The sequence below is a fragment of the Campylobacter concisus genome, assembly GCF_902460625.1.
Taxonomy (GTDB): domain Bacteria; phylum Campylobacterota; class Campylobacteria; order Campylobacterales; family Campylobacteraceae; genus Campylobacter_A; species Campylobacter_A concisus_AD.
Window position 1 is genome coordinate 307,953 of record NZ_CABPUT010000002.1, and the last position, 13,341, is coordinate 321,293.

A 13,341-nucleotide genomic window follows, 5' to 3' on the forward strand; every position below is an offset into this window, starting at 1 on the left:
GTGCAAGATATAGTTTTAGTAGGTGGCGGTGGGCACTGCAAAAGTGTGATAGATGTCATCGAGAGCGAGGCTAAATTTAATATAATTGGTATCATAGATACGGCAGAAAATATTGGCAAAAAGGTGCTTAGCTATGAGATTATAGGTAGCGATGATAATCTGACTGAGGTTTTTACATCATGCAAAAATGCTGTGGTGACGGTTGGGCAGATAAGAAGCAGTGAGCCTAGAAAAAGGCTGTTTGCGTTGCTAAAAGAGATAGGTTTTGGCCTTCCAGCCATTATCTCTCCGCTTGCGTATATCTCAAAGCATGCAAGTGTAGGTGAGGGAACGGTTGTGATGCATCATGCCTTGATCAACGCTGGTGCAAGTGTCGGCAAAAACTGCATCATAAATACAAAGGCGCTTGTGGAGCATGACGCAAATATAGGCGATCACTGCCATATATCAACAGCAAGCGTGGTAAATGGTGGCGTTGTCGTACAAGATGAGACATTTTTTGGCAGCAATGCAACCAGCAAAGAGTATATCGTGATAGGCGAAAATTCTATCATAGGCGGCGGAACTAGCGTGATGAGAAGCTTGGAGAAAAACGCTTTTATAAAGGCGTAAAACTAGAATTTTAAGGAAATTTGATGTCAAATAGGGTTTTTATCATAGCTGAAGCTGGGGTTAACCACAATGGTGATATAAATTTAGCCAAAAAGCTGATCGACGTGGCAGCCAAAGCTGGCGCTAATGCAGTGAAATTTCAAACCTTTAAAGTTCAAAACCTGGTTTCAAAAAATGCACAAAAGGCTAGCTACCAAAAACAAACTACCGATAAAAACGAGAGTCAGTTTGATATGATAAAAAAGCTTGAACTAGATGAGAACACACATAAAGAGCTTATAGCCTACTGCAAAGAAAAAAATATCACTTTTCTCTCAACTCCTTTTGATACTGATAGTATAAAGCTTCTTGACGAGCTGGGACTTAGTACATTCAAAATCCCAAGTGGCGAGATAACAAATTTACCATATCTTAGGCAGATAGGTGGGCTCAATAAAAAGATCATTCTCTCAACCGGAATGGCAAATTTAGGCGAGGTGGAAGCCGCGATAGAAGCACTTGTAAAAAGTGGTACAAAACGTGAAAACATAAGCCTTCTTCATGCAAATACGCAGTATCCAACGCCGATGGAGGATGTAAATTTAAAGGCGATGATAACTCTTAAAAATGCCTTTGGGCTTGAGGTCGGATATAGCGATCATACACTTGGCATCGAGGTTGATATCGCAGCGGTTGCTATGGGTGCAAAGATCATAGAAAAGCACTTTACGCTTGATAAGAGCATGCCAGGACCTGATCATAAGGCTAGCCTTGAGCCAGATGAGCTAGCGGCTATGGTTAGGGCTATTAGAAATATCGAGCTAGCGCTTGGAGACGGAATAAAGCACTTTAGTAAAAGCGAGAGTGAAAATATAAAAATAGCTAGAAAGTCGATCGTGGCAAAGTGTGATATAAAAAAGGGTGAAATTTTTAGCGAACAAAATATCTGCGTAAAACGCCCAGGAGATGGTATAAATCCTATGAGGTGGGATGAGGTGATCGGACAAATTTCACAAAAAGATTACAAGCAAGATGATCTGATATGAGAAAAATTTGTGTAGTAACAAGCACTAGAGCAGAGTATGGTCTGCTTTACTGGCTTTTAAAAGAAATAAAAGCGGATAGCGAACTAGAGCTTCAAATAATTGTCACCGGCATGCATCTAAGTCCTGAGTTTGGACTCACATACAAAGAGATCGAAAAAGAATTCAAGATAGATAAAAAGATAGAAATTTTAGGCTATTCGCACTCAAAGCTTGATATATGCACTGAGATGGCAAAGGTTTATGAGAAATTTGCCCCAGCTTTTAGCGAACTTAAGCCAGATATATTGGTACTTCTTGGAGATAGATACGAGATATTTGGCGTAGCAGGCGTGGCTAGCATCATGCAGATCCCAATAGTACACATACATGGCGGAGAAACTACTCAAGGGGCATTTGACGAGGCCTTTAGACATAGCATAACAAAGATGAGCCATATTCATTTTGCAGCTACAAGAGAGTATGCAAACCGCATAATCCAGCTAGGAGAAGAGCCTAGCAGAGTTTTTAATGTTGGTGGCCCTGGCATAGAAAATATAAAAAAGTTAAATTTACTAAACAAAGATGAGTTTGAAAAGTCTATAAAATTTAAGCTTGCTAAAAAAAATATACTAATCACATTTCATCCGGTAACGCTTGAAAATAGCAGTGCAAAAAAGCAATTTAGCGAGCTTTTAAAAGCAATAGATGAGTTAAAAGATACAAATTTTATTTTTACAAAGGCAAATAGCGATACAGATGGCGATATTATAAATAAAATGATAGATGAGTATGTGAGTAAAAATTCACAAAAAGCTGTGGCGTTTGCTTCGCTTGGGCAGCTGAGATATCTAAGTGCGATAAAATTTGTTGATATAGTCCTAGGAAATAGCTCGAGTGGCCTTTCAGAAGTCCCTAGCTTTAAAAAGGCAACCATAAACATAGGCGACAGACAAAAAGGACGCACTAAAGCTAGTAGTGTAATAGATACAAGGCCTATAAAAGATGAAATTTTAGCGGCTATTACAAAAGCATATTCGAAGGAATTTGAGCAAATTTTACAAGACACAATCAATCCATACGATGGTGGTAATTCAAGCAAAAAAATGGTTAAAATTTTAAAAGAAATCAAGCTAGATGGTATTTTGAAAAAGAAATTTTATGATATAGGTTTAAAATGAGAATAGTAAACGATATAAAGCTAAGCATAAATTCAACCATAAAAGATGCCTTGCAAACAATCAATAATGGCGGGCTCCAAATAGCTATTGTCGTGGATGAAAACGATAGTCTTGTAGGTACAGTAACAGATGGGGATATCAGGCGCGGACTACTAAATGGACTTGATCTAAACAGCAACATAAATCTTATAGTACACAAGAGCCCAAGTACTGCAAATGTTGGCGACACAAAAGAGTCAATACTAAAAATAGCCCTTGCTAAAAAGCTTCATAAAATCCCACTAATAGATGAACTTGGAAAGCTAGTTGGCATAGAAGATATCGAAGACATTATAAAACCAGCCAGTAAAACAAACAAAGTCATTTTAATGGTAGGAGGTCTTGGCACTAGGCTTAGACCACTTACGCAAGATACTCCAAAGCCTATGCTAAAAGTTGGGAACAAGCCGATCCTTCAAACGATAGTTGAGAAATTTGCAGAGTATGGTTTTGTAAATATCACTATGTGTGTAAATTTTAATGCGGACATCATAAAGGACTATTTTGGAAATGGTAAAGAATTTGGAGTAAATATTGACTACGTTTTGGAGCAAAAAAGGATGGGTACGGCAGGTGCACTAAGCCTACTTAAAGAGCGTCCAAGTGAGGCATTTTTTGTAATGAATGGCGATCTTCTTACAAATGTAAATTTCGAGCATATCTTCAACTACCACACGCTAAATAAAGCGACGGCTACAATGTGTGTAAGAGAGTATGACTACGAAGTGCCTTATGGTGTTGTAAAAATGAATGACAACAAAATAATAGAGATCGCAGAGAAGCCTGTGCAGAAATTTTTCGTAAGTGCTGGGATATATATGCTCTCGCCGGAAATTTTAGATCTAATACCAAAAAATGAGTTTTATGATATGCCAACTCTTTTTGAAAAAGCGATAAGCAAAGGAAAAAACGTCATCTCGTTTCCTATACATGAGTACTGGATCGATATAGGTCGCTTAGAAGAGTATCAAAAAGCAAATGAAGAATATGCAAAAATATTTTGATTGGATGTTTTAAATGAAAGCTCTTATCTTAGGCTATGGCTCGATTGGTAAAAGGCATTGCGAAGTACTAGAAGCTTTACCGCAGATAGATGAGATCTGCCTCATCACTAGCCAAGATGTAGTTGGAAAAACTTGTTACAAAAGTTTAGAAGAAGTCTCAAATTTAGACAAGTTTGACTACTTTGTCATAGCAACTCCCACATTTTTACACCTGCAAAATTTAAAATTTTTAGATGAGAAAGTAAAAGATAAAATAATACTTTGTGAAAAGCCTTTGTTTGAGAAATTTTACGATTTTACACCAAAAAACAACAAAATTTTTGTAGGCTACGTGCTTAGATTTCATCCACTTTTACAAAAACTAAAAGAGCTTTTGAAGAATGAAAAAATTTTTTACATAAACGCTAGTTGTGGACAGTATCTACCAAGCTGGAGAAATGGAGACTATACAAAATGCTATAGTGCTAGCAAAGAAAAAGGCGGTGGGGTTTTGCTAGATCTTAGTCATGAGTTAGACTATACCATGTGGCTGTGTGGCAAATTTAAGAGCATAAAAAGCTTTCAAGATAAAGTCTCAAATTTGCAGATAACAAGCGATGATTTATGTTTAATCTTTGGCAAAACAGATAATAATGTAGTAGCCAATATAAGCATTGATTATTTAAGCCATATGACGCATAGAAACGTGCGAGTGGAGTGCGAAGACTCCACTTATGAGCTTAATTTTATAAAAGGTACTCTCATAAAACAAGATATCAATAGGCAAATTTTTAACATGCCAAATTTGGAAAGAAATGAGATGTTTTTAGCTATGCATAAAGATGTCCTAGGTGAACAAAAATATGTTTGTGGCTTTAGCGAAGGACAAGATACTATGGGTGTAATAGATAAAATTCAAAGGCAAAATAATGAGTAATGTTTTATGTACAATATGTGCAAGAGGCGGTAGTAAGGGCGTAAAAGGGAAAAATGTACGTGAGCTTTGTGGAAAACCACTTATTGCTTACACCATAGAGCAGGCTAGAGAGTCAAATTTATTTGAACATATAGTAATTAGTACTGATAGCGATTTAATCGCGGAAACAGCAGTAAAATATGGCGCAGAAGTTTTTTTTAAAAGAGATGCTGCTATGGCCAGCGATACAGCTGGAAAGCTTGATGTGATAAAAGATGCTTTTTTAAAAAGTGAACAACATTATGCACAAAGATTTGATTATGAGATTGATCTTGATGCAACAGCTCCACTTCGTGATGTAAGCGATATCATAAACGCTTACAATCAGTTTCTACACGATGAAAATGACAATCTAATAACCGCAATGCCAAGTAGAAGAAGCCCATACTTTAACTTGGTTGAAATTTATCCTGACGGGCATGTGGGACTTGCAAAAACTTTAGCAAAAGCCATTGTAAGACGACAAGATGCACCAAAGACTTATGATATGAACGCTTCTATCTATATCTGGAAACGTGAAGTCCTGCTAAATAACTATACATTGTTTTTACCAAAAACTGGGCTTTATGTGATGAGTGAAGACAGATCAATTGATATAGATTGTGAGCTGGATTTTAAATTTGTAGAGTTTTTAATGAAGGAAAAAAATGCTAACAGATAAAGTCATAGTGGTAACCGGAGGGGCTGGTAGGATAGGAAGTGCTTTTATAAGAGCTATCGTTAATCAAAATGGCATTGGTGTGATAGCAGAGGTAGATACAAAAAGAGCAAATTTACTAAAAGACGAGATATTGAGCTCAAATAAAGATGCAAGGATCGAAGTTTTACAAATTGATATCAGTGACGTAAATTCTGTTAATGAAGCCATAAATTTCTTACACTCAAAATATGGCCACGTAGATGCACTGGTAAATAACGCCTATCCAAAAAACAAAAATTACGGTAAGAAATTTTTTGAGATAGATATGAATGATTTCAATGTCTTCTTAAATTTACACCTTGGTGGATACTTTAATATCTCACAAAATTTTATAAAATTCTTTTTAGAGCAAGGTTACGGCAATATCATAAATATCTCATCTATACAAGGTATCGGAGCGCCTGCTTTTGAGACTTACGAGGGAACAAATATGCACTCTCCTGTCGAATATACAGTAGTAAAACATGGCCTTCTTGGCATGACAAAATACATGGCAAAGATGTTTAAAAAAGACAATATCCGCGTAAACGCTATAAGTCCTGGAGGAATTTTAGATGGGCAGCCTGAGCCATTTTTAAGCCAATATAAAAAAAGATGTGGCATGAAAGGAATGCTCAATGCAAATGATATTTGCGGTGCTTTGATTTATTTACTAAGCGATGTATCAAAATATGTAAATGGACAAAATATTGTAGTTGACGATGGATTTAGTTTATAATTTAAAGCCTTAGTTTATTGCTAAGGCTTTAAGCATCAAATTTAGCATGAGTATTTTAAAATCTTATATACAAAAAGTTTAAGATATTTTATTGATTGCAAAAGTATAAAACCCCAAAGCTAAGCTTTGGGGCGTGGGTTTGCGTATTGTAAAAGCATTAACACTCTTAAGGCTTTGTACTGCAACAAAGCCTCTATTTAAAACCTTAATTAACTACTGTAGTAGCTTCATTACGTTTTCGAGGAAACTTCACTCAGCTCCTACTATTGTAGAAGCTTCATTACGTTTTGTTGTACGCTGTTTGCTTGACTCATAGCATAAGCACCTGATTGAGCTAGGATGTTATGTTTTGAGAAGTTAGCAGACTCGCTAGCAAAATCAACATCTCTAATTTGAGATTCTGCTGATTTTACGTTAACTTGAGTTACAGTGATGTTATTAACTGTAGCTTGAAGTTGGTTTTGAACTGAACCAAGGTCTGAACGAACTTGATCAAGTGTTTTTTGAGCTGACTCAGCGATACTCATAACAGCCATCGCGCCGCGAAGTGTCATAACACCAGCAGATTGGGCTACTGATAAAGATGCACTCATTCTTTGGAATCCCATAGCTGTTGCTAGGTTTTTATCTATTTGTCCCCTGATATCTCTTAGAGATACTGATTGCTGAGCACCACCACCAGCAGAGAATGCTATTGATAATTTAGTATCACCGCCTCCTACTAGTTTAATATCTCTACCATCAAGACGAACTAGGTTTAATCTACCCACAAAGCCAGCTGTCAAAGATGTACCAGCGGCTGCTTTGCCTTTACCGCCAAGGCCTAATGAAATGTTTTTACCACCTGCAACTATAGCACGACCATCACGGCTTGTTAGTACCATTTTACCAGTTTCAGCATCAACAGAAGCTTCAACGCCGGTTTGGTCTTTTACAGAGTTGATAGCATTTACAAGTGCGCCGTTTGAGTCATTTGCTTTAACTTCCAAGTCGCCAATTTTAACGCCATTGATTGTTAAAGACTGAATTAAACCACCAGCAATAGCAGCACTAGCCTTCCAAGTAACATCAGCTGTAGCTCTAACACCAGTTTTATCAGCAACTTTGTTGATATTCTCAGCTAGAGCACCAAGACCTTTACCGATACCTGTTGAGATAGTAGCACCTGTAACGCCGACATCATTTACACCATCAACGTTTAAGAATTTAAGGTTTACTGCGCCCATACCTGTAAGTAGTTTTGAGCTCTCAAAACGTGTAAGGCCTATCTTATCAGACGTAGTCGCACCAATACTTGCTTTAACAGTTTGGTTTGAGTAAGCACCTATTTGGAACTCTTTATTAGAGAATGTTCCGTTTAGTAATTGCTGACCGTTAAATGAAGTAGTGTTACCGATATTGTCAAGCTCTTCCATTAGACGAACGATATCAGCTTGCAATGCTTGGCGTGATTGAGTTGTTTGGCCGTCTTGAGCTGATTGAGTAGCTTTTGTCTTGATAGTATCAAGAATTTTTAGCTGCTCGTCCATAGCTTTATCGGCAACTTGAATGATACCAATAGCATCATTACCGTTTGCAATAGCTTGACCTAAAGCTGAAGCTTGACTTCTTAAGCTATCTGCAATAGATAGACCTGAAGCATCGTCTGCAGCTGTTTGAATCCTAAGACCTGAGCTAAGTTTGTTAAGTGACTTAGATAGGTCAGTGTTGTTGCTAACTGCGTTAGCGTGTGTGTTAAGTGCGTTTACGTTTGTGTTAATACGAAAACTCATTGTAAATCCTTTTAATTTTTAGTTACGACTTCTTGTCGCACAAAAACTATATCGTGAAATTTTTTAAAAACTTTATAGGCATGAATGAAAAAATTTTTAAAATAATGAAGACGGATTTGATTTTTACACCTTGATACTTTGAAAATTATTTTTGCTACAATTACGCCAAAAAAAATTAAAGGCTATATATAAATGAAAAGCTTAATCATCGTGGAATCTCCCGCAAAAGCAAAGACTATCAAAAATTTTCTAGATAAAAGCTACAACGTCATCGCCTCAAAAGGTCACATCAGAGACCTGCCAAAAACAAGCTTTGGCATCAAGATAGAGGATGATAAATTTACCCCAGAGTACCGCATCAGCAGTGATCACTCCGCTATTGTAAAAGAGATAAAAGAGCTCGCCAAAAGTGCTGATGAAATTTACCTCGCGACCGATGAGGATAGAGAGGGTGAGGCGATCGCATTTCACATCGCAAACGCTATCGGCAAGGAGCCAACTAGCCTACCTCGTATCGTCTTTCACGAGATCACCAAAAGTGCCATACAAAATGCTCTAAAAAGCCCAAGACGCGTCGATATGAATAGCGTCAATGCCCAGCAAACAAGGCGCTTACTTGACCGCATAGTTGGCTATAAGTTAAGTCCGCTTTTAAATTTAAAGATACAAAAAGGACTAAGCGCTGGCCGTGTGCAAAGTGCAGCTCTAAAAATAATAGTCGACCGCGAGCGTGAGATACAGGCATTTAAACCGGTTGAATATTACACGATTGATACATTTTTCAAAAAAGATTTAGACGCTGAGCTAGTTAAATTTGAAAACCAAAAGATCGAAAAGCTCACTATCCAAAACCCAGATCGCGCAAAATACATCATTGAAAATTTACAAAATGAGAAATTTAGCGTCCGTGAGATCGAGAGCAAGGATAGAAAGATCCAGCCAAGCCCGCCATTTATGACCTCAACCCTTCAGCAAAGTGCGAGCAACCGCCTTGGCTTTAGCCCTAAAAAGACGATGATGATCGCGCAAAGCCTCTATGAGGGTGTGCAAACAAACGAGGGTTTCATGGGTGCGATCACATATATGAGAACAGATAGCTTAAATTTAGCCAAAGAGGCCGTCGCAGCCGCTAGAGAGCATATATTGCAAAACTACGGCAAAGAGTATCTGCCAGCCAAAGCGATAAGCTACACGACAAGCTCAAAAGGCGCGCAAGAAGCCCACGAAGCGATCCGCCCTACAAATTTAAACTTCACGCCACAAATAGCGGCTAAATTTTTAGAAAAAGACGCGCTCAAACTCTACACGCTCATCTACAATAGATTTTTAGCCTGCCAAATGAGCGCATGTGTGAGCCAAACGCAAAATGTCTACGTCGCAAGTGAAAAAGGCGAGTTTAAGATAAGTGGCAGAAAGGTCCTATTTGATGGCTTTTACAAGGTTTATGGCGAGCTTGATAAGGATAAAATTTTGCCAAATTTAAAAAAGGGTGACGAGATGAGCTTGCAAAGCATAAAAAGCACGCAAAATTTCACCGAGCCACCAGCCAGGTACTCAGAAGCTGGACTTGTTAAAAAGCTTGAAAGTCTAGGCATCGGCCGCCCAAGTACCTACGCACCGACTATCACGCTGCTAACCTCAAGAGACTACGTGAGAGTCGAGAAAAAGCAGCTCATACCAAACGAGATCGCATTTAGTATGATAGGCGTTTTGGAGGAGCACTTTAGCAATATAGTTGATAGCGAATTTACCTCACATCTTGAAGAAAAGCTCGATGAAATCGCACTTGACAAGGCTGACTGGCAAAAGGTGCTAAGTGACTTTTACTATCCATTTATGGAAAAAATTAGTGCTGGCAAAACTGGCATAAAAAGCCTAAAAACAGCCACTCCGATCGGAGAAAAATGCCCAGAGTGTGGAAGCGAGCTAGTGCTTAGAAAGGGCAGATATGGCGAGTTTATCGCTTGTTCAAATTTCCCAAAATGCAAATACTCAAGAAATGTCACAAAAGATAATGAAAAGAGCGCAGAGGCAGGCGCTACTACTGCGGCAGCTAAACCAAAACGTGAGCTTAAAAAGCTTGATGTGCCATGTCCAAAATGTGGCGGTGAGATCGTCGAGAGATTTAGCAGGCGTGGTAAATTTTATGGTTGCGCCAACTATCCAAAATGTGACTTCATCTCAAGCTACGAGCCAGTTGAGCAAAAATGCAACGAATGTGGCGGCGATATGATCAAAAAAGAGCTTAAAAAAGGCACATTTATAGAGTGCACAAAGTGCAAGAAAAAGACGCTTATTTCTGAAAACTAAAAATTTCTAGCCAAATTTGAGCCCTTAAGCCTAAATTTGGCTTATAAATTTGGACTTTAAATGCCTGATACCACCGCTAAGCTTAGCCAGCATAAAGGGTAAAACCTCGTCATCAACTACACTTAGTCAGATGTAGCTTTACACAGTAGTACAAAACCTTCAAATAAAAAAAGAGCCGTACTTGATGAGCGGTGTGAATTTTTTTAAGAAGCGAACAAAACGTTTTTGAAGAGCTTAGCTTTTGCACGAAAATACCTTAAAAGCTCTTTGATACGGTGTGTTGCCAAAGAATTTTAAAAAGCCTTCATATCAAATGAGACTCGCATGAGAACTTTGACGCGCCAGCAAGCCTTTCTAGTCTAAAGAGCCTTTTTGTAGGCTCTGGAGCTAGCGTAAAAAGCATAGCGCTAATCGCAAAACTTTCTGGACTCAAAAGCCTTGCCGTGGAAAATTTTCAAAAGATAAATTACTATTATACGCTTTCAAATTTATAAAATTTAAAGAGTCTTGAGATCAGCAAAAACGGACTTTCGCCTAGATTTATCCGCATCGAAGTCTATAGTTTTTACGCCAGATGCCTAGGCTAACCAGCCTTGTGATATTAACGACTAGGATAAAAAGCAAGGACTACTCGTCTATCTTATCTATAAAGTCCTTCACTCATCTTAGCTTGCCGCCACAGCATGCACTTCTAACGTGCGAAGGGTTTAGAGGATTTAAATGAGGATAAAGGGGCGACAGCTCTTTGCTTCGCTAGCTCGCAGCTGCAAGCAGACCGTAACTCAAGCCCCCTTGTCCCCTTTGAATAAAAATAAATTTATACATTTCATCAAACTATTTTTGTAAATTCATAAACCGCCCTACTTAAATTTTAAACCTATCAAAGCTATAATACGCCCCAAAAAAGGATGAAAAATGAAAACAATTATGCTCTGTGCGATATGCTCAGTCACTCAAGGAAACTGCGCCGAGGACTGCGCTTACTGCACACAAAGTGCCAAAGTTGGTGCCGATATCTCAAAATTTAAAGAAAAAAGCGTGCAGCAGGTGGTGGGCGAGGCCAAAATGGCTTGTAAAAATCACGCTCTTGGCTTTTGTTTAGTTACAAGCGGTGCTAGGCTGAATGACAAAAAGACCGACTATATCGCATCTTTAGCAAGAGCCGTGAGCAAAGAAGTGCCAAATTTGATGCTCATCGCATGTAACGGCATGGCGACTTACGAGCAGCTTAGCGAGCTTAAAAAGGCTGGCGTTTTTAGTTACAACCACAACCTTGAAACAAGCCGAGAATTTTTCCCAAAAATTTGTAAAACACACACTTGGGACGAGAGATATCAGACAAATTTAGATGCAAAAAGAGCTGGGCTCATGCTTTGTACTGGTGGTATTTACGGCGTTGGCGAGAGTGAGGCTGACAGGGTGAGCTTTAGAGCTAGTTTAAAAGAGCTTGAGCCGTTTTCGTCACCAATAAATTTTTTCATTAAAAATGAAGCATTGAGTCTTGATCTGCCTCCTCTTAGTGCGGATGAAGCCCTAAAAATAGTGCGTGAGACCAAAAGAGATCTACCAGAAACTAGAGTCATGATAGCTGGCGGTAGGGAGAAAATTTTAGGCGATAGACAATACGAGATCTTTGAAAATGGCGCCGATGCGATCGTGATAGGTGACTACCTCACCGCAAAAGGCGAGAAAGCTAACAAGGATATCGAGGAGCTTACAAAGCGCGGTTTTAGCTTCGCTAGTATCTGTCACTAATGCTTGCAAATTTGCTTTTCGCAGGGTTTGGAGGCTTTATCGGGGCTGGATGCAGGTTTTTAGCTGGCGAGCTGCTAAAATTTAGCCACTTTCCGCTAGCCACGCTTGGCGTAAATGTGCTTGGTAGCTTTATTATCGGCGTTTTGTTTTGTCTAAATTTAAGCCAAAGTGCAAGAGTATTTTTGGTTGTTGGCATACTTGGCGGATTTACAACATTTTCAAGCTTTAGCCTTGATAGTGTGAAATTTTTACTAGAAGGCGAGCTGGTAAAAGGCTTTTTAAATATCTTTTTAAACCTTGTCCTTTGCCTGCTTGCAAGCTATCTTGGAATTTTGCTTGGCAAGAGTTTATGAGAGTTTGCAAATTTAATAGAGTTTAAATTTTGCTAGATTTTCTTAATCGCATGCAGTGCTTTAGCACCATTGCATGCACTTTGAACGTGCGAGGGGATTGGGGGATTTAAAAAGGGGGATAAGGGGACGGCTTCGTAACTCAAGTCCCCCTTGTCTCCCTTTTGAATAAAAGAACCTAAAATAAAGAAAGTCTGTATTTTTAAAAATAGAATTTTACTATCGCAAAAATTTTAAAATTCTATTCACTCGCAAGAATTGACTACTGATTTTAGGTCTCGCAAAGCTTGCCACTAAAATCAGAGCCGAAATTACTCGTTCATGAAATTTTAAAATTTACTTGACGCTTATCTGACTTGATAAATAAAAATTTGTCGTAGTTTTTAATCGCATGCAGTGCAAAATACCACCACATCCACCTTTCTACCTAGCTTCTACCTTTGGCATCTGAAGCATAAAATTTCTAGCTTCACTTAAAAGTACAGGCTTAAGCCCATCTACCAGAGTTTTTGGATCATAAATTCTCTCATATGAAAGCATTAAGACTCCATCTTTTCTAAGTAAAAAGTGGATTATTTCTATATTTTTACTGCTAGTTTCATCTTTTATGAGAGATAAAATTTGATCATTTTCTTCGCTATAAAGCACCTCTTTAGCCTCTTTTATCTTTCTTTTTAGCTCAGCAAGCATACTTTCACTTTTTATATTTTTATCAAATTTCACTCTAAAGCCTACAAAATGCTCATCAAAATTTTCATTTTTTAAAAAGTAAAAACTCTCATTTTTAACCACTTGCTTTTTATAAAAAACGCTTCCATCAAATTTAAAACTTTGAACCAAACTTAGCTCATCTGCAAAGCTAAAAATTCCAAAAAACATCAAGACAAAAAATAGAAATTTACGCATAAATTTGCACTCCAAATTTTTAAAAATTTGTCGCCATT

The 13,341-nt window shown here is 38.1% G+C and carries 12 protein-coding genes; 10 read left to right on the forward strand and 2 right to left on the reverse strand.

The genetic code is table 11. From position 1 onward, the window contains the following. The 7 genes from F3G69_RS01890 to F3G69_RS01920 are packed head-to-tail and all read left to right on the forward strand — an operon-like array spanning window position 1 to window position 6,210. On the forward strand, window positions 1-612 hold the full coding sequence (locus F3G69_RS01890) for a NeuD/PglB/VioB family sugar acetyltransferase (protein ID WP_103599894.1): 612 nt from the start codon (window positions 1-3) through the stop codon (window positions 610-612). A 23-nt stretch (window positions 613-635) separates the two neighbouring features. Next, window positions 636-1,637: an N-acetylneuraminate synthase gene (gene neuB, locus F3G69_RS01895; protein ID WP_149714245.1), complete on the forward strand. Its 1,002-nt coding sequence runs from the start codon at window positions 636-638 to the stop codon at window positions 1,635-1,637. After that, a complete protein-coding gene (gene neuC, locus F3G69_RS01900; protein ID WP_149714246.1) occupies window positions 1,634-2,794 on the forward strand; it encodes a UDP-N-acetylglucosamine 2-epimerase in 1,161 nt (386 codons plus the stop codon). Before neuB ends, neuC begins: the two co-directional genes overlap by 4 nt. Beyond that, window positions 2,791-3,837, forward strand: coding sequence for a nucleotidyltransferase family protein (locus tag F3G69_RS01905; protein ID WP_103640841.1), 1,047 nt, complete (start codon window positions 2,791-2,793; stop codon window positions 3,835-3,837). The genes neuC and F3G69_RS01905 overlap by 4 nt, the downstream gene beginning before the upstream one ends. A 13-nt stretch (window positions 3,838-3,850) precedes the next feature. Continuing rightward, the gene (locus tag F3G69_RS01910) at window positions 3,851-4,753 is read left to right on the forward strand and encodes a Gfo/Idh/MocA family protein (protein WP_149714247.1); all 903 of its coding nucleotides are present in this window, start codon (window positions 3,851-3,853) and stop codon (window positions 4,751-4,753) included. Then, window positions 4,746-5,453: an acylneuraminate cytidylyltransferase family protein gene (locus F3G69_RS01915; protein ID WP_107793255.1), complete on the forward strand. Its 708-nt coding sequence runs from the start codon at window positions 4,746-4,748 to the stop codon at window positions 5,451-5,453. The genes F3G69_RS01910 and F3G69_RS01915 overlap by 8 nt, the downstream gene beginning before the upstream one ends. Then, the gene (locus F3G69_RS01920; protein WP_107793254.1) at window positions 5,440-6,210 is read left to right on the forward strand and encodes an oxidoreductase; all 771 of its coding nucleotides are present in this window, start codon (window positions 5,440-5,442) and stop codon (window positions 6,208-6,210) included. The genes F3G69_RS01915 and F3G69_RS01920 overlap by 14 nt, the downstream gene beginning before the upstream one ends. Window positions 6,211-6,473: 263 nt before the next feature. On the opposite strand, the gene F3G69_RS01925 is transcribed toward F3G69_RS01920, so the two are convergent. Next, window positions 6,474-7,982 (reverse strand): flagellin B, encoded by a 1,509-nt coding sequence (locus F3G69_RS01925; protein WP_107793253.1) that lies wholly within the window; start codon window positions 7,980-7,982, stop codon window positions 6,474-6,476. 192 nt (window positions 7,983-8,174) lie between these two features. On the opposite strand from F3G69_RS01925, the gene topA reads away from it, so the two are divergent. From topA to crcB, 3 genes are all read left to right on the forward strand, one after another. Then, window positions 8,175-10,292, forward strand: a complete 2,118-nt coding sequence (gene topA / locus F3G69_RS01930; RefSeq protein WP_103599886.1) for a type I DNA topoisomerase — start codon at window positions 8,175-8,177, stop codon at window positions 10,290-10,292. 915 nt (window positions 10,293-11,207) lie between these two features. Next, the gene (locus F3G69_RS01940; RefSeq protein WP_103599885.1) at window positions 11,208-12,047 is read left to right on the forward strand and encodes a biotin synthase; all 840 of its coding nucleotides are present in this window, start codon (window positions 11,208-11,210) and stop codon (window positions 12,045-12,047) included. Continuing rightward, window positions 12,047-12,400, forward strand: coding sequence for a fluoride efflux transporter CrcB (gene crcB, locus F3G69_RS01945; RefSeq protein ID WP_103559834.1), 354 nt, complete (start codon window positions 12,047-12,049; stop codon window positions 12,398-12,400). Before F3G69_RS01940 ends, crcB begins: the two co-directional genes overlap by 1 nt. Window positions 12,401-12,820: 420 nt before the next feature. Here crcB and F3G69_RS01950 read toward each other — a convergent pair whose 3' ends face one another. Then, window positions 12,821-13,303 (reverse strand): hypothetical protein, encoded by a 483-nt coding sequence (locus tag F3G69_RS01950; protein ID WP_103599884.1) that lies wholly within the window; start codon window positions 13,301-13,303, stop codon window positions 12,821-12,823. Window positions 13,304-13,341 lie beyond the last annotated feature (38 nt).

Bases quoted from the DNA above. Each gene is read 5' to 3' on its own strand.
- F3G69_RS01950 (WP_103599884.1), bottom strand. From the start codon at position 13,303: ATGCGTAAATTTCTATTTTTTGTCTTGATGTTTTTTGGAATTTTTAGC.
- F3G69_RS01925 (WP_107793253.1), bottom strand. From the start codon at position 7,982: ATGAGTTTTCGTATTAACACAAACGTAAACGCACTTAACACACACGCT.
- neuB (WP_149714245.1), top strand. From the start codon at position 636: ATGTCAAATAGGGTTTTTATCATAGCTGAAGCTGGGGTTAACCACAAT.
- topA (WP_103599886.1), top strand. From the start codon at position 8,175: ATGAAAAGCTTAATCATCGTGGAATCTCCCGCAAAAGCAAAGACTATC.
- F3G69_RS01940 (WP_103599885.1), top strand. From the start codon at position 11,208: ATGAAAACAATTATGCTCTGTGCGATATGCTCAGTCACTCAAGGAAAC.
- neuC (WP_149714246.1), top strand. From the start codon at position 1,634: ATGAGAAAAATTTGTGTAGTAACAAGCACTAGAGCAGAGTATGGTCTG.
- F3G69_RS01910 (WP_149714247.1), top strand. From the start codon at position 3,851: ATGAAAGCTCTTATCTTAGGCTATGGCTCGATTGGTAAAAGGCATTGC.
- F3G69_RS01915 (WP_107793255.1), top strand. From the start codon at position 4,746: ATGAGTAATGTTTTATGTACAATATGTGCAAGAGGCGGTAGTAAGGGC.
- crcB (WP_103559834.1), top strand. From the start codon at position 12,047: ATGCTTGCAAATTTGCTTTTCGCAGGGTTTGGAGGCTTTATCGGGGCT.
- F3G69_RS01905 (WP_103640841.1), top strand. From the start codon at position 2,791: ATGAGAATAGTAAACGATATAAAGCTAAGCATAAATTCAACCATAAAA.
- F3G69_RS01920 (WP_107793254.1), top strand. From the start codon at position 5,440: ATGCTAACAGATAAAGTCATAGTGGTAACCGGAGGGGCTGGTAGGATA.